Genomic DNA, 23,769 nt, shown 5'->3' on the forward strand with positions numbered 1-23,769 from the left:
TGGCCACGGTTCCGAATTCAACTGTCACGGGGATTACTGCCCCTCAAAAAAAAGCGGACAGCCTGGGCTGTCCGCAAATATGCGCACATAGAGAGGAGCTTATCGCAGACGCGTTAGAACGTAGACTGAATTTTCAGGCCAGCGACCAATGCGTTGTCCACTTCATCCACACCGCCCGGGTGAGTGATGTACTGCAGGTTAGGACGTACGGTCAGCCAGTTGGTGACGTGGAAGCCGTAGTTGATCTCGTAGTTGTATTCGGTTTCGCGAATTGGCGAGAACACCGGATTGTCGTAGTCCGACACACCGTTGGAAGCGTTCAGCAGCTCGGCGTTTTTCTTCACGTCATCGTTGACGTGGATACGCGCCGCGCCGATACCGACGTCATCCTTCGGACGCGCGTCGAACGGGCCTTTGTAGACGAACATCACCGACTGATAGTTGTCGATGAAGTTGGTGTCTTTGTCGTGGAACGTGGCGTTGGCCGCGATATTCAGACCGCGAGAAGCATCACCGTTGTGGCTGGTGAGTTGCTGTTGCGCGACGAACCAGTAGCCGCTTTTGCTGCTGTGGGTTTTGTACGCGTCGCCAGTGGTGGCGGCGTCGAAACCGTTGACGTCTTCACGAACGTCGTCGGCATCGGCCGTGCTCTTGTAGTAACCGACGCGGTATTCGCCCGGCAGGCTGTTGACCTTCGGCGACCAGACCAACTCAACCGGCAACACAGTACCTTTGGTGCCGCTGCCGCTGAGTTTGAAGCCGTTGCCGTGTTCCAGCTGCGACGGGTTCTGGTTGTACGCACCGATTTGCGCGTAGAGCTCGTCGTTGATGTTGTACTTCACACGGATCGCGGCTTGGCTGACTGGCCAGTTGTACCAGATGTTGGTCGCCCAGTTACCCACTTGCGAACCACAGAACGCGAGGTTCTGGAAGTCGCACGGGAAGGTGTTGAAGTCTTCGCCTTCACCGAAGTAACCGGCCTTGACGTCGAGTTTGTTGTCGAAGAACTGGTGCTGAATCCACAACTGGGTCAGACGCACCATGTGGCCACGACCGTAAACTTCTTGCGAGGAGCTCAAGGTGCCGGCACGCGGATCGCCAACGCGGTCGTTGGAGATGTTGTAACCGTTACGGTTGGTCAGCTGGATCTTCGCCTGGGTGTTATCCCAGCCCCAGAGCTTTTGCAGATCGAGTGCCACGCCCAGACCGAACTGGTCAGCGTAACGCGCGGTCTTGTCGTCGTTGTAGCCACCGTTCAGGTTGCCACCGACTTCCCCAACGTAGTCAGCCTTGATGTCGATACCCTGCTCGATCAGCTTGGTACGCTCGCCACCCCAGTCGCCGGTCATCCATTTCGAATCGGAACTGAAGGCATCCGCCGCCATGGCGTTACCGGCCAGCACCAAGGCCGCCGCAGCCGACACTTGGCAGATCAACCGGGCATTGACGTGTTTCTTTTTCATCCCTACATCCTCGTCTTTATTGTTATTAACTGTTTTTATCTAACGCGGTTTACATAAAGTGCGATGCTCGACAGGCCGGGCACCGCTTGCTCCTTTGTAGGAGTGAGCCTGCTCGCGATAGCGGTTTTACATTCAACATCTCTGTCGACTGATACACCGTCATCGCGAGCAGGCTCACTCCTACACTGTTCCTCAGCGGCCTTTGAATTGCGCCACGTTCGCAGACCGCGCATCGGTCTGTGGTTGGCCGGCAGTGCCGAGGCGCTCACCGGTCTTGGCATCGAACAACAACACTTTCGACGGATCGAATTGCAGCGTCAGGTTCTCGCCCACCTGCGGTGCCACGTCCGGCGCCAGACGGCAGCAGACTTTGGTTTCATTAAGATTGACGAATACCAGCGTGTCCGGGCCGGTCGGCTCAGTCACCTGCACTTCGGCACGAATGCTTGGCAGGCCATTGCCCTCGCCGTTCGCCAACACGATTTGCTCCGGGCGCAGGCCGAGGATCACTTCGCGATCTTCGAGCCCGGCGTCCTGCATGCTCATCGGCAGCTCGCAACGCGCCTGACCGCTGTCGAGCAGCGCCAGCAGACGACCGTCCTTGCGTTGCAGACGCAGCGGAATGAAGTTCATCGGCGGTGAACCGATGAAACTCGCGACGAACAGGTTGGCCGGGTCGTTGTAGATCTCTTTTGGCGTGCCGAACTGCTGAATGATGCCGTCCTTCATCACCGCAACCTTGTCGCCCAGGGTCATCGCTTCGATCTGGTCGTGGGTTACGTAGACCGTGGTGGTTTTCAGGCGCTGGTGCATCAGTTTCATTTCGGTGCGCATCTCGACGCGCAGCTTGGCGTCGAGGTTGGACAGCGGTTCGTCGAACAGATAAATCTTTGGTCGACGTGCCAGTGCACGGCCCATCGCCACACGCTGTTGCTGACCACCGGAAAGCTGACCCGGCTTGCGATTGAGCAAGTGTTCGATCTGCAGCAGCTTGGCCACGCGCGCGACTTCTTCATCGATCGCCGACTGCCGCATCTTGCGAATCTTCAGACCGAACTCAATGTTCTCGCGCACGCTCATGGTCGGATACAGCGCGTAGGACTGGAACACCATGGCGATGTCGCGATCCTTCGGGCTCATGCCGCTGACGTCTTGATCACCGATCATGATCGCGCCGCCGGTGATGGTTTCCAGACCGGCGATGCAGTTCATCAAGGTCGATTTGCCGCAGCCCGACGGGCCGACGAGGATCAGGAACTCACCGTCCTTGATCGACAGTTCAATGTTCTTCAGGGTGTCCGGCAGGCCGGCACCGTAGGTCTTGTTGACGTTGCGAAGTTCGAGCGTTGCCATGATTACCCCTTGACTGCGCCGGCCGTCAGCCCGCGCACGAAATACTTGCCTGCGACCACATAGACCAGCAGGGTCGGCAGGCCGGCGATCATCGCCGCTGCCATATCAACGTTGTATTCCTTGGCGCCGGTGCTGGTGTTGACCAGGTTGTTCAGCGCTACCGTAATCGGCTGCGAATCACCACTGGAGAACACCACACCAAACAGGAAGTCGTTCCAGATCTGGGTGAACTGCCAGATCAGGCAAACCATGATGATCGGCGTCGACATCGGCAGAATGATCCGGCGGAAAATCGTGAAGAAACCCGCACCGTCCAGACGTGCAGCTTTCACCAGCGCATCCGGAATGCTCACGTAGTAGTTACGGAAGAACAGCGTGGTGAACGCCAGACCGTAAACCACGTGGATAAACACCAGGCCGGTGGTGGTGCTTGCCAGGCCCATCTTGCCGAGGGTGAACGAGGCTGGCAGCAGCACGGTCTGGAATGGCAGGAAGCAGCCGAACAACAGCAGACCGAAGAACAGCTGCGAACCACGGAAGCGCCAGAACGACAGCACATAACCGTTCAACGCACCGATGGCGGTGGAGATGATCACGGCCGGAACGGTGATCTTGATCGAGTTCCAGAAGTAGCCGTCAACCGTGGCCCAGGCCTTGACCCAGCCAATGCCGCTGACCACGGTCGGCCAGCTCAGCAGGTTGCCGGTGCTGATGTCTTCCGGAGTCTTGAAGCTGGTCAGCAACATGACCACCAGCGGCACCAGATAAAGCAGTACGGCGAGGATCAGTACCGCGTAGATCGCGATGCGACTCAGGCTGATAGCAGGTTTGGCAGCGAGACTAGTCATTGCGCTTGGTCCTCAGCTCGGAATACAGGTAAGGCACGATGATCGCGAGGATCGCACCGAGCATCAGAATCGCACTGGCCGAGCCCATGCCCATCTGGCCGCGACTGAAGGTGAAGGAATACATGAACATCGCGGGCAGGTCGGAGGAGTAACCCGGGCCGCCGGCAGTCATCGCCGCGACCAGGTCGAAGCTCTTGATCGCGATGTGCGCCAGAATCATCACCGCACTGAAGAACACCGGACGCAGGCTTGGCAGCACCACTTTCCAGTAGATCGTCGGCATGCTCGCGCCATCGATCTGCGCGGCACGGATGATCGATTGATCAACACCACGCAGGCCGGCAAGGAACATCGCCATGATGAAGCCCGAGGCTTGCCACACAGCGGCGATCACCAAGCAGTAAACCACGCGATCGGGGTCAATCAGCCAGTCGAGACGGAAGCCTTCCCAGCCCCAGTCACGCAACAATTTGTCCAGGCCCATGCCCGGGTTGAGCAGCCATTTCCACGCGGTACCGGTGACGATCATCGAGAGCGCCATCGGGTACAGGTAAATGGTGCGGATAAAGCCTTCGCGACGGATGCGCTGGTCGAGGAACACCGCCAGCAACACGCCAATCACCAAGGTGATGCCGATGAACATACCGCCAAACACCGCGAGGTTTTTGCTCGCGACCCACCAGCGGTCGTTGTCGAACAACCGCGCGTATTGCGCCAGACCGGCCCACTTGTAGTTGGGCAGGAAAGTCGAGGTGGTGAACGACAGCACGAACGTCCACAGGATGTAGCCATAGAAGCCCACCAGCACGATGAACATGCTCGGCGCCAGCACCAGTTTGGGTAGCCAGCGTTGCAATGCATCGAACGGCGAGGCCTTGCTGAACACAGCAACAGAACTCATGGGGAAATCCAGTACGAGAGAAAAGGACTACTTGGGCAACTCGCCCCCTTGTAGGAGTGAGCCTGCTCGCGATTGCGGTGTGTCAGTTGATAAATCTGTTACCTGACCAACTGCTATCGCGAGCAGGCTCACTCCTACCGGGGCCAAGCATTACTTGGCGGACTTGATCGCAGCGCCGAGTTTCTTGGCAGTGTCGGCCGGGTCGGCTTTCGGGTCGTTGATGTAGTTGGTCACGACATCAAAGAACGCACCTTGCACCGCCAGCGTGGTCGCCATGTTGTGCGCCATGCTTGGTTGCAGGCCGCCGGACTTGGCGTCCGCGAGGAAGTCCTTGGCAGCAGTCTGTGCGCAGGAGTCGAAGCCGAGCTTGTCCATGTTGTTCAACATGTCGTTGCGAACCGGGATCGAGCCTTTGTTGATGCTGAAGACTTTCTGGAAGTTTTCACCCAGCACGACTTTGGCGATGTCCTGCTGACCGGCCGCAGTGCCGGCGTCTTTCTGCTTGAACACGGCCAGCGAGTCGATGTTGTAGGTGAACGCCTTGTCGGTGCCCGGGAAGGCTACGCACTCGTAGTCTTTGCCCGCGACTTTCTTGGCGGCGGTCCATTCGGACTTGGCCCAGTCACCCATGATCTGCATGCCGGCCTTGCCGTTGATGACCTTGGCCGCTTCCAGGTTCCAGTCCTGACCTTTGCCGTCGGCGTCCATGTAGGTCGCGACTTTCTTCAGCTCGGTCAGCGCCTTGACCATTTCCGGGCCAGTCAGCGCGGCGTTGTCCAGGTCAACCAGGGCTTTCTTGTAACCATCGACACCCATGACCGACAGCACCACGGCTTCGAACACGGTGCTGTCCTGCCAAGGCTGACCGCCGTGAGCCAGCGGAATGAAGCCCGCTGCCTTGAGCTTGTCGCCAGCGGCATAGAATTCTTCGAGGGTGGTCGGGTTCTTGGTGATCCCGGCTTTCTTGAACACTTCCGGGTTGATCCACAGCCAGTTCACGCGGTGAATGTTCACCGGCACGGCCACGTAATCACCGTCGTACTTCACGGTATCGGAGACTTTCTTGTCGAGCAGGCTGTCCCACTTTTCCGACTTGGCGACGTCTTTCAAAACGTCGGTGTCGAGCAGGCCGGTGGATGCCCATTCCTGGATGTCCGGGCCTTTGATCTGGGCAACGCCAGGCGGGTTGCCAGCGACTGCGCGGCTTTTCAGCACGGTCATGGCAGTCGCACCGCCACCACCGGCGACAGCGCCGTCTTTCCAGGTGAAACCGTCTTTTTCGACTTGGGCCTTGAGCACATCAACGGCAGCTTTTTCGCCACCGGACGTCCACCAGTGCACGACTTCGACCGAACCTTTGGATTCGGCAGCGGAAACACTGAGAGGCAGAATTGCGAGCGGGAACAGGGAGGCGACAGAAATGACAGTAGCGAGGCGAGAAATCGCATTCATCTGAGATGTACCTTTCTTGTTGTTATGCATGCAAGTCTGGTGCTTGCGCTGCACAGGAGTTTAAACAGGACGTTTCCCTTCGCAGGTAACGAAGGGACGCGCGAATGTCACCACATGGTTACACAGGACTGCTCTGGGATAACTGTGCCAGCGCAGTCGCCATACTGGGCGACAAGGGTAGACGAGGGATCAGCACCGCTTGCCAGGCATGATACAGATCGGGTTTGCCCGGCCAGATATCGGCACTTGGGATGTTTTGCGGATTGAGTTCGTGGTGCCAACTGCCGTCGCAACGGTCGATGAAATTCGTCTCGCAGAATTCCCAGAACAGTCGGTACCAAGTTTCGTATTGCGCATCTCCGGTGCGTTTGAGCAAGGCACTGGCGGCGGCGCTGGCTTCGGCGTGGGTCCAGTGCAAGCGGTGGCGCACTACCGCTTTGTTGTCCCAGTCGAGGGTGTAGACGATGCCTGGCAGACCATCGACGTCCCAACCGTTGCGGCAATTGTTCTCGAACAGTTTTTGCGCATCGGTGACGAGCCAACCGGGCGTGAGCATACCGGCCTGCACCCGCGCGGCTTCGAGATGGAGCAACAGCCGCGCCCACTCGAAACCGTGACCCGGCGTGGTGCCGTAGGGGCGGAAACCGTCAGCAGGATTGTCGAGGTTGTAGTCACGCAGTGGTTGCCAGTCGCGGTCAAAATGCTCGATGACCATGTAACCGTTGCCGGCAGCGTGACCGTGGATCACCCGCTCGACGATACGTTGCGCGCGCACCAGCCAGCGCGGATCTTCAGTGACATCGGCCAGCGCGAGGAACGCCTCGGTCGCGTGCATGTTGCTGTTGGCGCCGCGATAGGCTTCTTCTTCGCTCCAGTCACGATTGAAGAATTCGCGCATGGCGCCCTCTTCCTCGCTCCAGAAATACGTGTCGATGATGTCGATGGCATCATCCAGCAACGCTTGGGCGCCGGGACGCTGTGCGACCACCGCAGAGCTGGCCGCAAGCGCAACGAAGGCATGCAGGTAGGCGTTCTTGCCGGTGTTGTCATCGCGGTGTTCGGCGACCGCGAACCAGCCGCCATGCAACGCATCACGCAATGGCCCGCGCAGGGCGGCGATGCCGTGATCGACCAGCTCGGCAAAACCCGGCAAGCCCTGAATGTGGGCCATGGCGAAGCTGTGGGTCATGCGCGCGGTGTTCATGGTTTCGGCTTGCGCGTTCGCTGGCAGGCGGCCGCGTTCGTCGAGGTTGCCGAAGCCTTCGGGCAGTTTTGATGCCTTGGCGAAATCCAGCAGACGCAGGCCTTCGGCGGCGAGCCATTGCTGGTGCGCAGGGGCGTTCAGCCAACTGCTGAAGCCGGGTTGGAAGAGATCCATGGGGGGCCTTTTTTGTTGTTATGACTGCGGGGAGTCTAAACAACGGGTCGGGGTGGGCTTGTAACGAAGGGGGCGGGGTTTGTCACCAGATCGTGACAAAGAGCGGCCCTCACCCCAGCCCTCTCCCAGAGGTAGAGGGGGCCGATCGCAGGATGCTGAAGAGTTGCGCCGACCTGAAAGAGCTGTACCGAATCCATAATCGACTCAATGCATCAGGTCGGCGCAATTCGAATGAAGAACGCGGTCAGTCCCCTCTCCCTCTGGGAGAGGGCTAGGGTGAGGGAAAGCTTTTGACTCAATCCGCTGAACGCGGCAACTGCAACGTCACCCGCAACCCACCCTCACGCAAATTCTGCAACGTCACCTCCCCGCCATGGCTGTGGGCAATATTGCGCGCAATGCCCAACCCCAAGCCATATCCCTGCTGCTGCCCCGCCAACCGGAAGTGCGGCTCAAACACCTGCTCCAAGCGCTGCTCCGGCACTCCCGGCCCTTCATCATCAACGTGCAAGACAAACGCGCTGTCATCGTCATCGATATGCAGATGTGCGTTCTGCCCATACTTCAACGCGTTGTCGATCAGATTGCCAATGCAACGCTTCAACGCCAAAGGTTTGCCCGGATACGCCGCCAACGCACGACCATGCTGAGTCACCCGGCCGTTGCCGTTCGGCGCCAGGTACGGTTCGACCAGACAATCAAGCACATGGTTGAGATCCACCGGTTCGATGTTCTCGTGGATGTCAGTGTCTTTCACGCATTGCAGCGCGCCTTTGACCAACAACTCCAGCTCATCCAGATCGCGGCCGAATTTGGCTTGCAGCTTTTCGTCTTCCAGCAGTTCGACGCGCAAACGCAAACGGGTGATTGGCGTGCGCAGGTCATGGGAAATAGCGCTAAACAACTGGCTGCGCTCAGTCAGGTAGCGGCTGATGCGCTCGCGCATGGTGTTGAAGGCGCGCCCCACTTCGACCACTTCACTGCCACCACCCTCGGCCACCGGTTCGACGTCGGCACCCAGCGACAGATCCCGCGCTGCCCGCGCCAAACGCTTGAGCGGCCGGCTCTGCCAGTGCACCAACAGGCCGATGAACAGCAGCAAAAATCCGCTGGTGAGGACGATGAACCACACCTGTTGCGACGGCAGTCCCTGTTCTTCAAGACTGGTGTACGGCTCGGGCAACAGTGAGGCGATGTACAGCCATTCGCCCGGGGCCATTTGAATCTGCGTGACCAGCACGGGTGGATTGACCGGTTCCAGGGTCAGCGCGTAATGCGCCCACGAACGCGGCAATTCATCGAGTTTCAGCCCGGCGTTGAAGATGCGCAGGTCTTCGGGGCTGACAAAGGTCACCGAAATATCGGTGTCATGGCCCAAGGTCTGGCGCAGCACTTCGTCGACCGCTTTCATCACCGCCGCTTTACGCGGCGTGACCGGCAGTACGTCCATGCCCAGCGGCTTGTCGTTGAGCGTCACGACGAATCGGGTGCCGCCCATGCTGCGCAATTGGTCGAGTACCAACGGCCGATAAGCCACCGGCAACGAGCGGAAATAACTGACGCTGGCGGTCATCGAATGGGCGAGGCTGCGGGCACTGGTGACCAGACCTTCGAGCTGCGTGGCGCGCAGCTGCGAGACCCAGATCACGCTCGACAAGGTCTGCGCAAACAATACCGCGAGCAACGTCAGCAGCAACATCCGCCCGAGCAGCGAACGCGGTACCGGCACCTTGGCGGCGAGTTTACGCAGCGACTCAGTGAGCATTGCCGGCAACCACGTTGGCTGCCAGTTGGTAGCCGCTGCCGCGCACGGTACGGATCAGCCGTGGCGGTTTCTCGGTGTCGCGCAGACGCTGGCGCAAACGGCTGACGGCCATGTCGACGATGCGATCGAGCGGCATCAGGTCGCGGCCACGGGTGGCGTTGCCGATGGTGTCGCGGTCGAGGATTTCCTGCGGATGATCGAGGAACAGTTTCAGCAGGGCGAAGTCGGCGCCGGAGAGAATCACTTCTTCGCCGTCCGTGTGAAACAGGCGGTGGCTGACCATGTCTAGGCGCCACTCGTCAAAGGCCAGTACGTCACTGCCGCTGCGCTCCTGACCGAATTGCGCACGCCGCAGCAGAGCTTTGATGCGGGCTTGCAGTTCGCGGGGGCTGAAGGGTTTGCCGAGGTAGTCGTCGGCACCGAGTTCGAGACCGATTACGCGGTCGGCTTCATCGGAACTGGCGGTGAGCATGATAATCGGCACCTGCGCCTGACGCGGATGCTGACGCACCCAACGGCACAGGCTGAAGCCGTCTTCGTCGGGCAGCATGACATCGAGGATCACCAGATCGCTCGGCGCCTCGTTGAGGGCCTGACGGAAACTGGCACCGTCGGCGGTGGCCCGCACCTGAAACCCGGCGCGGGTCAGGTAGGTTTCCAGCAACTCGCGTATTTCCTGGTCGTCATCGACCAACAATATCGACTTGTTGACTGAGCTCACTTCGAAGGCATCCTTGTTGTTGGAATTGGGGCGGATTATGCCTGATGAACCGATCGTTCCCACGCTCTGCGTGGGAACGCCTCTGGGGACGCTCCGCGTCCAGTGACGCGGAGCGTCACGGGCTGCATTCCCACGCAGAGCGTGGGAACGATCCTCAGCCAGCCTGTTCCAGGGCCACACCCGCGCCCATAAGGCCGGAATACGGCGCTGTCACCAGCCACACCGGTATGCCTTTGAAGTAATCGCTCATGCAACCTTTGTCAGCAAAGCTGCGGGCGAAACCGCTTTCGAGGAAGAAATCGGCGAAGCGTGGAATCACTCCACCGACGATATACACCCCGCCACGCCCGCCCGTGGTCAGCACGTTGTTGCCGGCGACACGGCCGAGCCAGCAGCAGAACTGCTCGAGCACTTCCAGGGCAATCGGATCACCGGCCAAACCAGCTGCCGTAATCGCTTCCGGCGTGTCGAGTGTCGGCTCATGCCCGTCCACTGCGCAAATCGCGCGATAGACTCGCGGCAGACCACCACCGCTCAACGCGGTTTCCGCGCTGACATGGCCGATCTCGTTATAGATGTGCTGCCATAGCTGGGTTTCACGCGGACTGCTCAGCGGCAGATCAACATGACCGCCCTCGCCCGGCAACGCCGCGAAACGGCCTTCACCGAGATCCAGCAAAGTACCGACACCAAGGCCAGTGCCCGGGCCAATCACCACCGCCGGCCGCAACGGCTCCGGCGTGCCCTCGCAGACCACGCGGAATTCGCCCGGCTGCAAACGGGTCATGCCCAGCGCCATCGCCGAGAAGTCGTTGACCAGCAACAACTGCTCGATCTGCAAGGTTTTGCAGAACGCGCTGCGGCTCAGGCGCCAGTGATTGTTGGTGAATTTGAACTCATCACCACTGACGGGACCTGCCACCGACAGGCACACCGAACCGATCGAACCCGGCGCCAGACCGAGTCCGCGCAGATAGAGGCTGATCGCCTCTTCCGGGCTGGCGTGGTCGGCCGTGGCCAGCACCTGAACCGATTGCAGTTGCTGGTTTTTCCACAACGCGAACCGCGCGTTGGTGCCTCCGATGTCACCGACCAAAGCCAGTTTCAATTAAGCGTCTCCAGGGCAGAAGTGAAGGCGCTGGCGCCCTGCTCCGCCGAGCTGAAGGCCATGCGCATAAAGCCGAACAGTTCGCGCCCGCTGCCGATGTTGTTGCCCAACAGGCCTTTGGCGGGTTCGCGCGCTGCAAATTCTGCGGCGTCGACTTTAAGTTCCAAAGTGCCTTTGACGCCATCGACGCGGATGATATCGCCCTCTTGCACGCGCGCCAAAGCACCACCGACATAAGCTTCCGGGCTGACGTGAATCGCTGCGGGGATTTTCCCCGAGGCGCCGGACATCCGGCCGTCAGTCACCAGGGCGACTTTGAAGCCGCGATCCTGCAGCACGCCGAGGAACGGCGTCATTTTGTGCAGCTCCGGCATACCGTTGGAGCGCGGGCCCTGGAAGCGCATCACCGCGACGAAATCCTTTTCCAGCAGGCCAGCCTTGAACGCGTCGGCCAGATCTTGTTGATCCTGGAACACCATCGCTGGCGCTTCGACGATCTGGTTTTCCAGGGCGACGGCGGACACCTTCATCACACCGCGACCGAGGTTGCCTTCCATCACCCGCAGACCGCCCTCCGCCGAGAACGCACGGGCGACTGGGCGCAGGATGTTTTCGTCGAGGCTGTCGACCGGACCTTCGCGCCATACCAGTTCGCCGTTATCGAGGAACGGTTCCTTGGTGTATTTGCTCAGGCCGTGGCCAAGCACGGTGTTGACGTCTTCGTGCAGCAGACCGGCGCCAAGCAGTTCGCGGATCAGGAACGACATGCCGCCCGCTGCCTGGAAGTGGTTGATGTCGGCTTTGCCGTTCGGGTAGACGTGGCTCAGGGTCGGCACGACTTCGGAGAGGTCGGCCATGTCCTGCCAGGTCAGTTGAATGCCCGCCGCCATGGCGATGGCCGGCATGTGCAGGGTGTGGTTGGTCGAACCGCCGGTGGCGTGCAGCGCAACAATGGAGTTGACCAGCGACTTCTCGTCGACGATTTCGCCGATCGGCATGAAGTTGCCGTTCTGCTTGGTCAGGCGCGTGACTTGATGCGCGGCTTCGCGGGTCAGCGCATCACGCAGCGGCGTGTTCGGGTTGACGAAAGACGCGCCCGGCAAGTGCAGGCCCATGACTTCCATCAGCAACTGGTTGGTGTTGGCGGTGCCGTAGAAGGTGCAGGTGCCCGGGCTGTGGTAGGACTTCATCTCCGATTCCAGCAGCTCTTCGCGGGTGGCTTTGCCTTCGGCGTACTTCTGCCGCACGTCGGCTTTTTCCTTGTTGGAAATCCCCGAGACCATCGGCCCGCCCGGCACGAAGATCGTCGGCAGGTGACCGAAACGCAGCGAGCCCATCATCAGGCCCGGGACGATTTTGTCGCAGATGCCGAGCATCAGCGCGCCGTCGAACATGTTGTGAGAGAGCGCCACAGCGGTGGACATGGCGATCACTTCGCGGCTCGGCAAGCTCAGTTCCATGCCCGGCTCACCTTGGGTGACGCCGTCGCACATCGCCGGAGTGCCGCCAGCGAACTGGCCGACCGAGCCGATTTCGCGCAGGGCGTTCTTGATCTGTTCCGGGAACACTTCATACGGCTGGTGCGCCGAGAGCATGTCGTTATACGAAGAAACTATGGCGATGTTCGCCGAGTTCATCATCCGCAGGCTGTGCTTGTCTTCGCTGCCGCAACCGGCCACGCCGTGGGCGAAGTTGGCGCATTGCAGCTTGCCGCGCATCGGCCCGTCAGTGGCGGCGCCGCGAATCAGTGCAAGGTAAGCCTGACGCGTGGCGCGGCTGCGGGCGATAAGCCGTTCGGTGACCTCAAGGACGCGGGGATGCATGTGTAGAACTCCAGGCTAACGGATGTGGCGACCTGATTGTCTATGCTGATCAAACGCCGTTGTTGTTGGAATGACAGACGGCTTTTTTGACCATTCGGACCAGTTGATTCAGGTCACTCGTTGTAGATAAAACAAAATATTGCCACTAAAAAGGCTTGTTTTCTATTTTTATGCGAATAATCTTGTAATTCCAACAACAAAACGACGGCGGCGCTGTTCCATGACTCTTCGAATCGCAATCAATGGTTTTGGCCGCATCGGCCGTAATGTCCTGCGCGCACTGTATACCCAAGGCTATCGACAGGATTTGCAGATCGTCGCCATCAACGATCTGGGCGACAGCTCGATCAATGCCCATCTGCTCAAATACGACACCGTTCACGGCACGTTCGACGCTCAGGTCGAGCATGACAACGAAAGTCTGACCGTCAACGGCGACCGCATTGCGGTCAGCGCGATTCGCAACCCGGCCGAGCTGCCATGGGCGGCGGAAAAGATTGATGTGGTGTTCGAATGCACCGGTCTCTTTACCGATCGCGCCAAAGCGGCCGCGCATATTACTGCCGGCGCACGCAAAGTGATCATCTCGGCCCCGGCCAAAGGTGCCGACGCCACTGTTGTCTATGGCGTGAACCACGACATTCTGCGCCAGTCGCACCAGATCATCTCCAACGCTTCGTGCACCACCAACTGCCTGGCACCGGTGGCGCAGGTGCTGCACCGCGAACTGGGGATTGAAAGCGGTCTGATGACCACGATTCATGCCTACACCAACGATCAGAACCTCACCGACGTCTATCACACCGACCCGTACCGCGCGCGTTCGGCCACGCAGAACATGATCCCGAGCAAGACCGGCGCCGCTGAAGCGGTAGGCCTGGTGCTGCCGGAACTGGCGGGCAAGCTGACCGGCATGGCCGTGCGCGTGCCGGTGATCAATGTGTCGCTGGTAGATTTGACCGTGCAGTTGAAAAAAGAAGCCAGCGCCGAGGAAGTCAACGCGCTGATGAAATCCGCGAGCCAGCACTCGAAGATTCTCGGCTTCAACACCCTGCCGCTGGTATCCAGCGACTTCAACCATAATCCGCTGTCGTCGATATTCGACGCCAACCACACCAAGTCCAGCGGCAAACTGCTGAAGGTGCTGGCCTGGTACGACAACGAGTGGGGCTTCTCCAACCGCATGCTGGATAACTGCCTGGCGCTATGTAACGCCGAGTAAGGTTGTCCTGATCCCCTGTAGGAGCTGCCGAAGGCTGCGATCTTTTGATCTTGTTTGTAAGATCAACATCAAAAGATCGTAGCCTTCGGCAGCTCCTACATTTATCTGCGTCGATCACAAAACAATACTTGACCATTCAACTAGATGATAAGCATTATCATTCGCTTGAAATCGATCAGGTCCTCCCGTGAGTCAATCGCGCTTCAACCACGTCTTCCTCACCCAGCGCACCTCGCTGCTGCGTACGCTGGAACGGATGGTCAACAATCACAGCACCGCTGAAGACCTGCTGCAGGAGACCTACCTGCGCGTGACGCGGGCGTTGAGCGAACGGGCCATCGATCACCTTGAACCTTTTGTCTTCCAGACCGCGCGCAATCTGGCGCTGGATCATTTGCGTGCGCGCAAGATCCATTCGCGAACCATGGTCGATGACGTGCCGCAGGATGTCGTGCACAGCGTCGCCGCCCCCGCCAGCAGCGCCGAAGATGCCGCCCACGCCGAACAGATGCTGGAGCGCCTGAACGTGAGCCTCAGTCAACTCAGTCCCCGTCAGCAGCAGATTTTCATCCTCAGCCGTCTGCACGGGAACAGTTATCAGGAAATCGCCGATGAGCTGAATGTTTCCCTCAGCACCGTGCAGAAAGAACTGAAGCTGATCATGACCATTTGTATCGGCGTCGCCGAACGTCTGAATGGCGACTGAAGTTGTAGGGCTTTTCTGTAAGTGCCAGGATCGCCTGCACGGATCAGTGGGCTTTGTTACCCTTGCCCGACTTTTACGCTTCACTTAAAAAAACAGCCGTGCGCAGACACTGCCGAGGAAACACCGTGACGGACACCCACCGCTCGCCTTCGCCGGATTCGGTGCAGGACGCTGCCAACGCAATGGACCAGGCTCTGGACTGGCTCATCGTGCTCGGCAGTCCGGACGAGGAGCAGACCCGGCAATTTCATGCCTGGCTGGCGGCCGATCCGTTGAATGCCGAAGCGTTCGCCAAGGCCCAGGCGATCTGGGACGGCCCGCAAATCGCCCAGTGCGCGCAAAGCCTGGCGGCCAAACCTGCGAAGGTCACTTTCCTCAAGCGTCTGCGTCCACACTGGAAACCGCTGGCCACCGCCGCCGTGCTGATCCTCGGTTTGTTCAGTTTCAGTAATCTGCCGATGCGCATTCAGGCCGATCATCTGACCGTGGTCGGCGAGCGCCAGCGCCTGCAACTGGAGGACGGTTCGAAAGTCCTGCTCAATACCAATTCGGCATTTTCCAGCACCATCAACGATCAGCAGCGCGTTGCCCGGTTGTTTCAGGGCGAAGCGTTTTTCGAGATCGCCAGCGGCCGCAGTCAACCGCTGGAAATCGATGCCGGCCCGGTCCGCGCCAGCGTGCGCGATACCGCATTCGCGGTGCGTTATCTCGATGGCGTGGCGCAGGTCAACGTGCAGCGCGGCGATGTCGATCTACAGGCAACGCATAACGACGCTCGCGTACGTCTTAAGGCAGGTGAGAGTATTCGTATCGGCCCCAACGGTTTCGACCGCCCGGCCAAACTCGACGTCAACACTGACCTGGCCTGGGTGCAAGGTCGCTTGGTGTTCGAGAACTGCCCGCTGAATCAGGTGCTGGCCGAATTGCGCCGCTACTATCCAGGCTGGATCATCAACACCAACGAGCAATTGGCCGACGTCGCTGTGACCGGCAATTACCGCCTCGATCAGCCACTCGACGTGGTTCGCTCCCTCGCGCACATCACCTCGGCGCAACTGAAAGAATTCCCCGCCGTGGTCATCCTGAACTAAATGAGAATTATTTTTACTCGATAGCCAACGTCAGTACGTCTCGTTATAGCCAATGCAATTGATTCGCAACACGCGAAGCCAATCAGCCCCTATAAAGATTCGTGCGACACGGAGCGCTATCGATGTCCTCACGCCTTACCCGCCAGACTTCCTCCCCTTCCCGCGTCTTGTCGCTGCTGACCGCGGCCATTCTGATGGCCGGCACCGCGCCGCTGATGGCTGCCACCGAGCAACCGACGCGCAACATGGGCGATTACTCGTTCGCCATCGGCCAGCAGCCACTGGTGTCGGCGCTCAACGCCTTCACTGCCGTGACCGGTTGGCAGGTCGGCTTGCCGGCAGAACTGGGTCAGGGCGTGTCGTCGCCGGGCGTGCGTGGCTCGTTGTCCCCGGAAAAAGCCCTTGAGCGCCTGTTGGTGGGGACCAACCTGAGCTTCCGCAAAATCAGCAACAACAACGTAGTGCTGGAAAAGCGCAACGCCAGTGGCACGCTCAATCTGGATCAGGTGACCATCAGCGCCACCCGCCAGGAGCAGTCGGTCAACAGCGTACCGGCCACCGTCACCGTGCAGACCCGTCAGGATCTGGACCGCAACAACGTCAACACCATCAAGGATCTGGTGCGTTACGAGCCGGGTGTTTCCGTGGGCGGCGCCGGTCAGCGTGGCGGTATCAGCGGCTATAACATTCGCGGTATCGATGGCGACCGCATCCTGACCCAGGTTGACGGCGTCGAAGTCCCGGACGGTTTCTTCAACGGTCCGTACGCCAAGACTCAGCGCAATTACGTTGACCCGGAAATCGTCAAACGCGTGGAAATCCTCCGGGGCCCGGCCTCGGTGCTGTACGGCAGCAACGCCATCGGCGGCGCCGTCAGCTATTACACCCTCGATGCCGACGACATCATCAAGCCAGGCAAAGACGTCGGTGCGCGCCTGAAAAGCGGTTACAGCTCGGCCGATGACAGCTGGCTGAAGTCCGCCACCGTTGCCGGCCGCGCCGACCAGTTCGACGGCTTGCTGCACTACAGCCAGCGCGACGGGCACGAGACCGATTCCTACGGCAGCAACAATGGCACCGGCCTTGAGCGCACCGCCGCCAACCCGGAAGACGTCAACGCCTACAACGTATTGGCCAAGATCGGCTGGAACTACAACGAAGATTCGCGTCTGGGCCTGACCTACGAAAAGTACAAGGACGATCGCGACACCGATCAGAAAAGTGCCTACGGCGGCCCGTATTTCAATGGCGCCCCGACCATTCCCGACAGCGTACTGCCCGGCGGCATGTATCAGTGGCGCACCGGCAACGACACGATCACCCGTGAGCGTTTCGGCATCGAGCACTCGTTCGCCCTCGACAGCCTGCTGGTCGATAACGTGAAGTGGAGCCTCAACCACCAGATCGCCAAAACCGACCAGAGCACCACTGAGTTCTACTACCCGATCACCCGTAAAGTGCTGCGTACTCGCGACACGATTTACGAAGAGAAACAGTGGGTGTTCGACGCGCAGCTGGACAAGGCGTTCGCCCTCGGCGCCACCGATCACGTGCTGACTTACGGCACCACCATCAAGCAACAGAAAGTCACCGGCTCGCGCAGCGGCGACGGCACTTGCCTGGCCGTCGGTCGTGGCTGCACCGCCATCGGCGCGACCAGTACCGCGGACGTGTTGGCCAAAGCCACCGACTTCCCGGACCCGACCATCAACACCTACAGCGTGTTCGCTCAGGATCAGATCAGCTGGAACAACTGGACCTTCCTGCCGGGCCTGCGCTACGACTACACCCAGCTCAAGCCGCACATCACCCAGGAATTCCTCAACACCGTGGCGGCTGACGGCCAAGGCACGGTCAGCGACAAGAACAAGACCTGGCACAAAGTTTCGCCGAAATTCGGCCTGACCTACGCCCTGACCGAAAACTACACCTGGTACGGTCAATACGCCGAAGGCTTCCGCACCCCGACCGCGAAAGCCCTGTACGGCCGCTTCGAAAACACCACCACTGGCTACAGCGTGGCGCCGAATCCCGACCTGGAACCGGAAAAAAGCAAAAGCTATGAAACCGGACTGCGCGGCAATTTCGAACAAGGTTCGTTCGACGTAGCGGTGTTCTACAACAAGTACCGCGATTTCATTAACGAAGACGCCGTGACCCCGGGCCGCAACGAACTGACCTTCCAGTCGGCTAACATCAAGCACGCCACCATCAAGGGTGCGGAAGTCAAAGGTCGTCTGAATCTGGATGCGTTTGGCGCGCCGCAAGGCCTCTACACCCAAGGCTCGATTGCCTACGCCTACGGTCGCAACAACGACAACGGCGAGCCGATCAACAGCGTCAACCCGCTGACTGGCGTGTTCGGTCTGGGTTACGACCAGGACAACTACGGCGGCCTGCTGAGCTGGACCGTGGTGAAGAAAAAGGATCGCGTCGACGACAGCAACTTCAAGTCGCCCGATGGCGTCAGCAGCCAGTTCAAAACCCCGGGCTTCGGCATTCTTGATCTGGCCGGTTATTACAAAGTCACCGACGACGTCACCGTCAGCGGCGGCATCTACAACCTGACCGACAAGAAATACTGGCTGTGGGATGACGTGCGCGGTTACGACAGCGTCGGCGAAGCGTCGGTGACACAGCCGGCCAACCTCGATCGCCTGACCCAACCGGGTCGCAACTTCGCGATCAATCTGATCTGGGACATCTGATCCGGTCGACCTCACTGCGCGTGTTCAGGCACCGCGCAGTGAGGTTTTTTTACGCTTGCACGTCGCCTTGTTCGTCTCGTTATCAAGCGCCTCTTTTATCAAGGACATGTCATGAGCACATCGGAAAAAGCCCTGCGTTCACAACGCCTGAACCAGATCACCCACGAGCCGCACAGCAAGCTCGACGCCCTGGTCAAAGCCCACGCGCCGTTCGAGACCCGCGCCAATTTCGCCCGTTTCGTCGTCGCGCAGTACCTGTTCCAGTCGGAACTGGTCGAGCTGTACAACGATGCCGAACTGACCGCCATCGTCCCGGATCTGCCGGCCCGTTGCCGCGCCGAAGCGGCCAAGGCTGACCTCGCGGACCTGGAAACCGAAGTACCGGCCCCGGTAGCAGGCGCGGTGAAAAAACCGAGCAAGGCTCGTGCTCTGGGCTGGATCTTTGTTTCCGAAGGTTCGAAGCTCGGTGCGGCATTCCTGATCAAACGCGCGGTGGCGCTGGAGCTGAGCGAAACCTTCGGTGCCCGTCACCTGGGTGAGCCTGAAGGTGGCCGTGCCGAAGGCTGGAAAAGCTTCGTGCGCACCCTCGATTCGCTGCATTTCACTGCTGAAGAAGAGGCTGAAGTGGAGCAAGGCGCGATCGACGCGTTCAACCGCTTCACCGTGTTGCTGGAACAGGCTTACGCCACAGAAGCTGAGCCGGCCTGACACAACACACATCCCCCTGTAGGAGTGAGCCTGCTCGCGATGGCGTCCTGTCATTCGACATGAATGTCGACTGATACACCGCTATCGCGAGCAGGCTCACTCCTACAGGGGAACTGCGTAAGCCTGTAAGATCTCCATTCCGCTTCAGAAGCCACCGCTGAGCCCATGCCGCAACCCGCCTCCTCGAAACTCGCCCGCGTGCTGTTCGGCCTCTTGGCCTACGTCAGCCTCGGCATTGGCCTGATCGCCATCGTCGTGCCCGGCCTGCCGACCACCGAGTTCATCCTTCTTGCCGCCTGGGCCGCGACCCGCAGCTCGCCGCGCCTGAGTGCCTGGCTGGAAAACCATCGCTTGTTCGGACCGATCCTCAGCAATTGGCGCAACGGCAAGATCATCGCGCGCAGGGCCAAAGTCAGCGCGACAGTGAGCATGTTGCTTTGCGCGACGTTAATGCTGGTGATGCTCGATCACGGCTGGCCGGTCTATCTGGCGATTGCCGGGATGAGCCTGGGCAATCTGTGGATCTGGTCGCGTCCGGAATCGATTCCCGCGTGAACCCGCCCCCGTATCCACACTGAAACATCCCTGTAATTAATCGCTTTTTCAGCACTTTCTCCTGCGCAAACGTTTAGCGCTGACCGTCCGTCGGCACGCGCCTCATGCCCTCTGCTTCCACGCCGATGAGCATTGCATGGCGCTGAATGGATTTGGCGAACCGGATAGTTCATATCCGCCTGCCACCCGTTTATTCATTCGCGAGATCGCCCCATGTTCGACTCTCTGTCCATTCGCCTGAAAATCGTTCTGCTCTCCGGCCTGTGCCTGCTCGGTGTGGTTGCGCTGATCGTCGGCATGAACATCTACCAGACCAACCAGAACGACCAACTGGTCAGTGACTCGAGCAATAAATTGCTCACCGCCAGCGTGCAGAATCTGTTGCAAGCCAAAGCCGCCGAGCAAGCGGTGCGGGTGCAGAAGACCTTCGGCGAAAGCCTGACGGTGATCACTGCCCTGGCTGACCAGATCAAGGACATGCGCGTCATGGCCGCCAAGCGTTCGCTGGACGCCGGTGCCTTGCGCGAAGAGTTGAACCTGAGCCTGAAAACCGCTTTTGAGCGCAACGACAAAGTGCTGGGCATCTGGCTCGCTTTCGAACCGAACGCTCTCGACGGCAAGGACAGCGAGTTCGCCAACGATGCTGCGCGCCAGTCCAACGAAGCCGGACGTTTTGCCACGTACTGGAGCCGCGCCGCCGGCGCCTCGCTGAACACCATCATGGTCGAAGAAGACCTGACCAAAACCACCCTCAGCGTCAGCGGCACACCGTACAACAGCTGGTACACCTGCCCTCGCGATGCCAAGCGCACCTGCCTGCTCGACCCGTATGCCGACACCGTCGGTGGCAAGGAAATGCTCATGACGACTATTTCCGTGCCGTTGATCGTCGACGGCAAGGCCATCGGCGTGGTCGGTGTCGACATCGCCCTCGATGCCCTGCAAGCAGCGGCCGTGGATTCCCAGCGCAACCTGTTCAACAACGCCGGGCACATGCTGATTGTTTCCGGCAGCGGCGTGCTCGGTGCTGACAGTTCCGACGCGAGCAAGGTCGGCAAAAAGATCAGCGACACTCTCGGCGCCGATGGCAAGGACGTACTGCAACTGCTGAGCTCAGGCACACCGAAGATTCTCGAACAGGGCGATCTGATTCGCGCCGTATACCCGGTCGATCCGATCGGTAACTCACGCGCCTGGGGCGTAGTCATCGACCTGCCAAAACAAGTGCTGCTGGCCGATTCGGTCAAGCTGCAAGCGGTACTCGACGATGCTCAGGAAACCGGCGTGATCACCGCGCTGCTGGTCGCCGTGGTTGCCGGTCTGGTTGGCCTGTTGCTGATCTGGCTGACCGCGTCCGGCGTTACTCGCCCGATCAATAGCGTTGCCGAGATGCTGAAGAACATTGCCAGCGGCGAAGGTGATCTGACCCAACGCCTGAACTACAGCAAACAGGATGAACTGGGCGAACTGGTCAACTGGTTCAACCGTTTCCTCGACAAGCTGCAACCGACCATCGCGCAGATCAAGCAGAGCATCACCGAGGCGCGCGGCACCGCCGACCAGTCTTCGGAAATCGCCCGCCAGACCAGCGAAGGCATGCAGGTGCAGTTCCGCGAGATCGATCAGGTGGCCACCGCCTCCAACGAAATGAGCGCCACCGCCCATGACGTCGCCAACAGCGCATCGAACGCCGCCAATGCCGCGAAAGGTGCCGATCAGTCGGCCAAGGACGGCATGTCGATCATCGAGCGCAGCACCCGCGATATCAATCAACTGGCCGAAGAAGTCAGCAAAGCGGTGACCGAAGTTGAAGCGCTGGCAGTCAACAGCGAGCAGATCGGCTCGGTACTGGAAGTGATCCGCAGTATCGCCGAACAGACCAATTTGCTGGCGCTCAACGCGGCGATTGAAGCGGCCCGCGCCGGTGAGAGCGGCCGTGGTTTTGCCGTGGTTGCCGACGAAGTGCGCAACCTCGCCAAGCGCACGCAGGATTCGGTGGAAGAAATTCGCATAGTCATCGAGAAGATTCAGACAGGCACCCGTGGCGTGGTCGCGACCATGCATTCGAGCCAGACTCAGGCACACAACAACGCCGGGCAGATTCGTCAGGCGGTGGATGCGCTGGGCAAGATCAGTGATGCGGTGACGGTGATCAGCGACATGAACCTGCAGATTGCCAGCGCGGCTGAGCAGCAGAGTGCGGTCGCCGAAGAGGTCAATCGCAACGTTTCGGCGATTCGTACCGTGACTGAAACCCTGACCGAGCAGGCTACTGAGTCGGCGGCGATCAGCAGCCAGCTCAATGCCCTGGCGAGTCAGCAGATGAAATTGATGGATCAGTTTCGCGTCTGAGCCCGCCACTCAATCCACCACAAAACCTTGTGGGAGCTGGCTTGCCAGCGATGGCGGCACATCAGTCAGTACATTGTTGACTGACACTCCGCTATCGCTGGCAAGCCAGCTCCCACAGGGTCAAGTGGCAACCCTGCAATCTTGGATTTCATCTGACACGGGATTGTTTTGCACTATCATCGCCCTCTCGCTCCGGAGGGCCTTCGATGACTGATTTACTCACGTCCATTCAAGCCGCACTCGGCTTGCCTCGCACACCGATTCCTTTCACCGAGCAAGGCGCCCTGCCCTCGGCGTTCGCCGTCACGGAGCTTGCCTGCGTCAGCATCGCTGCTGCCGGTCAGGCCGTCAGCGAGTTGATCCAGCAGCAGTCAGGTCATTTGCCGGCCGTTGCAGTCGACCGTCGATTGGCCTCGTTCTGGTTCTCCAGCTCGCTGCGACCAATCGGCTGGCAGGTGCCACCGCTGTGGGACCCGATCGCCGGCGACTACGCGACCCGCGACGGCTGGATCCGCCTGCACACCAACGCTCCACATCACCGCGCCGCCGCTGAACGTGTGCTCGGCGCCTGCGCCGACCGTGATGCAATGGCGGCGAAAGTCGCGCAATGGACGAGTACGGATCTGGAACAAGCGGTGGTCGAGGCCCAGGGCTGCGCCGCCGAAATGCGCAGTTGGGCGCAATGGCAGAAGCATCCGCAGGGGCTCGCGGTGAATGCCGAGCCGCTGGTGCATTTCCTTGATTCGCAGGATGAACAGCACCAAGCGTGGCAAGGCTCGGTGGCGCAACCGTTGGCCGGGATCAAGGTGCTGGATCTGACACGCGTGCTCGCCGGCCCCACCGCCAGCCGTTTTCTCGCTGGCCTTGGCGCCAACGTGTTGCGCATCGATTCCCCGACCTGGAATGAGCCTGGTGTCGTTCCGGAAATGACCCTCGGCAAACACTGCGCGCGGCTGAACTTGCTGGATCCGGCGGATCGCGCGGTGTTCGAAGGCTTGTTGAAAGACGCCGATATTTTGCTGCACGGTTACCGCGCCGACGCTTTGGACAATCTCGGTTTCGGCGTTGAGCGCCGTCGCCATCTGGCACCGGGCCTGATCGATGTCGCCCTCAACGCCTACGGCTGGAACGGCCCGTGGCAGAACCGCCGGGGCTTCGACAGTTTGGTGCAGATGAGCAGCGGCATCGCCGAGGCCGGCCAGCGCTGGCAGCAGGCTGAGAAACCGACGCCATTGCCGGTGCAGGCGCTGGATCATGCGACGGGGTATTTGATGGCGGCGAGTGCGCTCCGACTGTTGACCGAGCGTTTGAACACCGGACGCGGTGGCTCGGCGCGGTTGTCGCTGGCGCGGACGGCGAAGTTGTTGATCGAGCATGGGCCGGGGACAAGTGAGGCATTGCGAGCGGAAGATGAGCAGGATCAGGGTTCATTTCTGGAACAGACCCCTTGGGGCCCGGCGCATCGTTTGCAGGTGCCGGTGAAGATCAGCGGCACGCCGATTCAGTGGGCGTTGCCGGCTACAGAGCTGGGTTCTCATCACCCACAGTGGAATTAAAAGCCCCTCACCCTAACCCTCTCCCAGAGGGAGAGGGGACCGATCGGGTGATATTGAAG

17 protein-coding genes and 2 pseudogenes are annotated in these 23,769 nt (G+C 60.0%); 9 read left to right on the forward strand and 10 right to left on the reverse strand.

Translation table 11 applies throughout. The features are described from left to right. Positions 1-113: 113 nt before the first annotated feature. The 10 genes from ACM6JQ_RS07280 to edd all read right to left on the reverse strand — a co-directional run bounded on the left by ACM6JQ_RS07280 (position 114) and on the right by edd (position 12,812). Positions 114-1,463, reverse strand: a complete 1,350-nt coding sequence (locus ACM6JQ_RS07280; RefSeq protein WP_007917870.1) for a carbohydrate porin — start codon at positions 1,461-1,463, stop codon at positions 114-116. Between the two features lie 192 nt (positions 1,464-1,655). Next, on the reverse strand, positions 1,656-2,816 hold the full coding sequence (locus ACM6JQ_RS07285) for an ABC transporter ATP-binding protein (protein ID WP_414893483.1): 1,161 nt from the start codon (positions 2,814-2,816) through the stop codon (positions 1,656-1,658). A 2-nt stretch (positions 2,817-2,818) separates the two neighbouring features. Next, positions 2,819-3,664: a carbohydrate ABC transporter permease gene (locus ACM6JQ_RS07290; RefSeq protein ID WP_007917872.1), complete on the reverse strand. Its 846-nt coding sequence runs from the start codon at positions 3,662-3,664 to the stop codon at positions 2,819-2,821. Further along, positions 3,657-4,565, reverse strand: a complete 909-nt coding sequence (locus ACM6JQ_RS07295) for a carbohydrate ABC transporter permease (protein WP_007917874.1) — start codon at positions 4,563-4,565, stop codon at positions 3,657-3,659. Before ACM6JQ_RS07295 ends, ACM6JQ_RS07290 begins: the two co-directional genes overlap by 8 nt. A gap of 150 nt (positions 4,566-4,715) precedes the next feature. Further along, the gene (locus ACM6JQ_RS07300) at positions 4,716-6,017 is read right to left on the reverse strand and encodes an ABC transporter substrate-binding protein (protein WP_007917875.1); all 1,302 of its coding nucleotides are present in this window, start codon (positions 6,015-6,017) and stop codon (positions 4,716-4,718) included. Between the two features lie 118 nt (positions 6,018-6,135). Continuing rightward, a complete protein-coding gene (locus ACM6JQ_RS07305) occupies positions 6,136-7,395 on the reverse strand; it encodes an AGE family epimerase/isomerase (RefSeq protein WP_414893484.1) in 1,260 nt (419 codons plus the stop codon). A gap of 295 nt (positions 7,396-7,690) precedes the next feature. Further along, on the reverse strand, positions 7,691-9,160 hold the full coding sequence (locus ACM6JQ_RS07310; RefSeq protein WP_007917878.1) for an ATP-binding protein: 1,470 nt from the start codon (positions 9,158-9,160) through the stop codon (positions 7,691-7,693). Next, positions 9,150-9,881, reverse strand: coding sequence for a response regulator (locus tag ACM6JQ_RS07315; protein WP_007917879.1), 732 nt, complete (start codon positions 9,879-9,881; stop codon positions 9,150-9,152). Before ACM6JQ_RS07315 ends, ACM6JQ_RS07310 begins: the two co-directional genes overlap by 11 nt. Before the next feature lie 154 nt (positions 9,882-10,035). Further along, a complete protein-coding gene (locus ACM6JQ_RS07320; RefSeq protein WP_414893485.1) occupies positions 10,036-10,989 on the reverse strand; it encodes a glucokinase in 954 nt (317 codons plus the stop codon). Beyond that, positions 10,986-12,812, reverse strand: coding sequence for a phosphogluconate dehydratase (gene edd / locus ACM6JQ_RS07325; RefSeq protein WP_095112266.1), 1,827 nt, complete (start codon positions 12,810-12,812; stop codon positions 10,986-10,988). The genes ACM6JQ_RS07320 and edd overlap by 4 nt, the downstream gene beginning before the upstream one ends. A 220-nt stretch (positions 12,813-13,032) precedes the next feature. Here edd and gap point away from each other — a divergent pair, with 220 nt between their 5' ends. The 9 genes and pseudogenes from gap (at position 13,033) to ACM6JQ_RS07370 (ending at position 23,710) form a co-directional block, all read left to right on the forward strand. Further along, on the forward strand, positions 13,033-14,034 hold the full coding sequence (gene gap, locus ACM6JQ_RS07330) for a type I glyceraldehyde-3-phosphate dehydrogenase (protein ID WP_007917884.1): 1,002 nt from the start codon (positions 13,033-13,035) through the stop codon (positions 14,032-14,034). Positions 14,035-14,221: 187 nt separating this feature from the next. Continuing rightward, positions 14,222-14,740 carry an RNA polymerase sigma factor gene (locus ACM6JQ_RS07335; RefSeq protein ID WP_007917886.1) on the forward strand — a complete coding sequence of 173 codons (519 nt, stop codon included), beginning with the start codon at positions 14,222-14,224 and terminating at the stop codon, positions 14,738-14,740. 125 nt (positions 14,741-14,865) lie between these two features. Continuing rightward, on the forward strand, positions 14,866-15,831 hold the full coding sequence (locus tag ACM6JQ_RS07340) for a FecR family protein (protein ID WP_007917894.1): 966 nt from the start codon (positions 14,866-14,868) through the stop codon (positions 15,829-15,831). A 122-nt stretch (positions 15,832-15,953) separates the two neighbouring features. After that, positions 15,954-18,539, forward strand: coding sequence for a TonB-dependent receptor (locus ACM6JQ_RS07345; RefSeq protein ID WP_414893486.1), 2,586 nt, complete (start codon positions 15,954-15,956; stop codon positions 18,537-18,539). A 111-nt stretch (positions 18,540-18,650) separates the two neighbouring features. Further along, on the forward strand, positions 18,651-19,247 hold the full coding sequence (locus ACM6JQ_RS07350; protein ID WP_414893487.1) for a biliverdin-producing heme oxygenase: 597 nt from the start codon (positions 18,651-18,653) through the stop codon (positions 19,245-19,247). Positions 19,248-19,412: 165 nt separating this feature from the next. After that, on the forward strand, positions 19,413-19,802 hold the full coding sequence (locus ACM6JQ_RS07355) for a YbaN family protein (RefSeq protein ID WP_414893488.1): 390 nt from the start codon (positions 19,413-19,415) through the stop codon (positions 19,800-19,802). A 486-nt stretch (positions 19,803-20,288) separates the two neighbouring features. Further along, positions 20,289-21,248 (forward strand): annotated as a pseudogene (locus tag ACM6JQ_RS07360) (chemotaxis protein); the annotation flags it as partial. 375 nt (positions 21,249-21,623) lie between these two features. Further along, positions 21,624-22,154, forward strand: a pseudogene (locus tag ACM6JQ_RS07365) (methyl-accepting chemotaxis protein); the annotation flags it as partial. 206 nt (positions 22,155-22,360) lie between these two features. Beyond that, positions 22,361-23,710, forward strand: coding sequence for a CoA transferase (locus tag ACM6JQ_RS07370; protein WP_414893489.1), 1,350 nt, complete (start codon positions 22,361-22,363; stop codon positions 23,708-23,710). Positions 23,711-23,769: the final 59 nt, after the last annotated feature.

The organism is Pseudomonas sp. IT-232MI5 (genome assembly GCF_949767845.1).
Classification (GTDB): domain Bacteria; phylum Pseudomonadota; class Gammaproteobacteria; order Pseudomonadales; family Pseudomonadaceae; genus Aquipseudomonas.

What these genes read in the sequence shown, in the direction of transcription:
- ACM6JQ_RS07280 (WP_007917870.1), bottom strand. Translation starts at nt 1,463, where the DNA reads ATGAAAAAGAAACACGTCAATGCCCGGTTGATCTGCCAAGTGTCGGCT.
- ACM6JQ_RS07285 (WP_414893483.1), bottom strand. Translation starts at nt 2,816, where the DNA reads ATGGCAACGCTCGAACTTCGCAACGTCAACAAGACCTACGGTGCCGGC.
- ACM6JQ_RS07290 (WP_007917872.1), bottom strand. Translation starts at nt 3,664, where the DNA reads ATGACTAGTCTCGCTGCCAAACCTGCTATCAGCCTGAGTCGCATCGCG.
- ACM6JQ_RS07295 (WP_007917874.1), bottom strand. Translation starts at nt 4,565, where the DNA reads ATGAGTTCTGTTGCTGTGTTCAGCAAGGCCTCGCCGTTCGATGCATTG.
- ACM6JQ_RS07300 (WP_007917875.1), bottom strand. Translation starts at nt 6,017, where the DNA reads ATGAATGCGATTTCTCGCCTCGCTACTGTCATTTCTGTCGCCTCCCTG.
- ACM6JQ_RS07305 (WP_414893484.1), bottom strand. Translation starts at nt 7,395, where the DNA reads ATGGATCTCTTCCAACCCGGCTTCAGCAGTTGGCTGAACGCCCCTGCG.
- ACM6JQ_RS07310 (WP_007917878.1), bottom strand. Translation starts at nt 9,160, where the DNA reads ATGCTCACTGAGTCGCTGCGTAAACTCGCCGCCAAGGTGCCGGTACCG.
- edd (WP_095112266.1), bottom strand. Translation starts at nt 12,812, where the DNA reads ATGCATCCCCGCGTCCTTGAGGTCACCGAACGGCTTATCGCCCGCAGC.
- gap (WP_007917884.1), top strand. Translation starts at nt 13,033, where the DNA reads ATGACTCTTCGAATCGCAATCAATGGTTTTGGCCGCATCGGCCGTAAT.
- ACM6JQ_RS07345 (WP_414893486.1), top strand. Translation starts at nt 15,954, where the DNA reads ATGTCCTCACGCCTTACCCGCCAGACTTCCTCCCCTTCCCGCGTCTTG.
- ACM6JQ_RS07350 (WP_414893487.1), top strand. Translation starts at nt 18,651, where the DNA reads ATGAGCACATCGGAAAAAGCCCTGCGTTCACAACGCCTGAACCAGATC.
- ACM6JQ_RS07355 (WP_414893488.1), top strand. Translation starts at nt 19,413, where the DNA reads ATGCCGCAACCCGCCTCCTCGAAACTCGCCCGCGTGCTGTTCGGCCTC.
- ACM6JQ_RS07370 (WP_414893489.1), top strand. Translation starts at nt 22,361, where the DNA reads ATGACTGATTTACTCACGTCCATTCAAGCCGCACTCGGCTTGCCTCGC.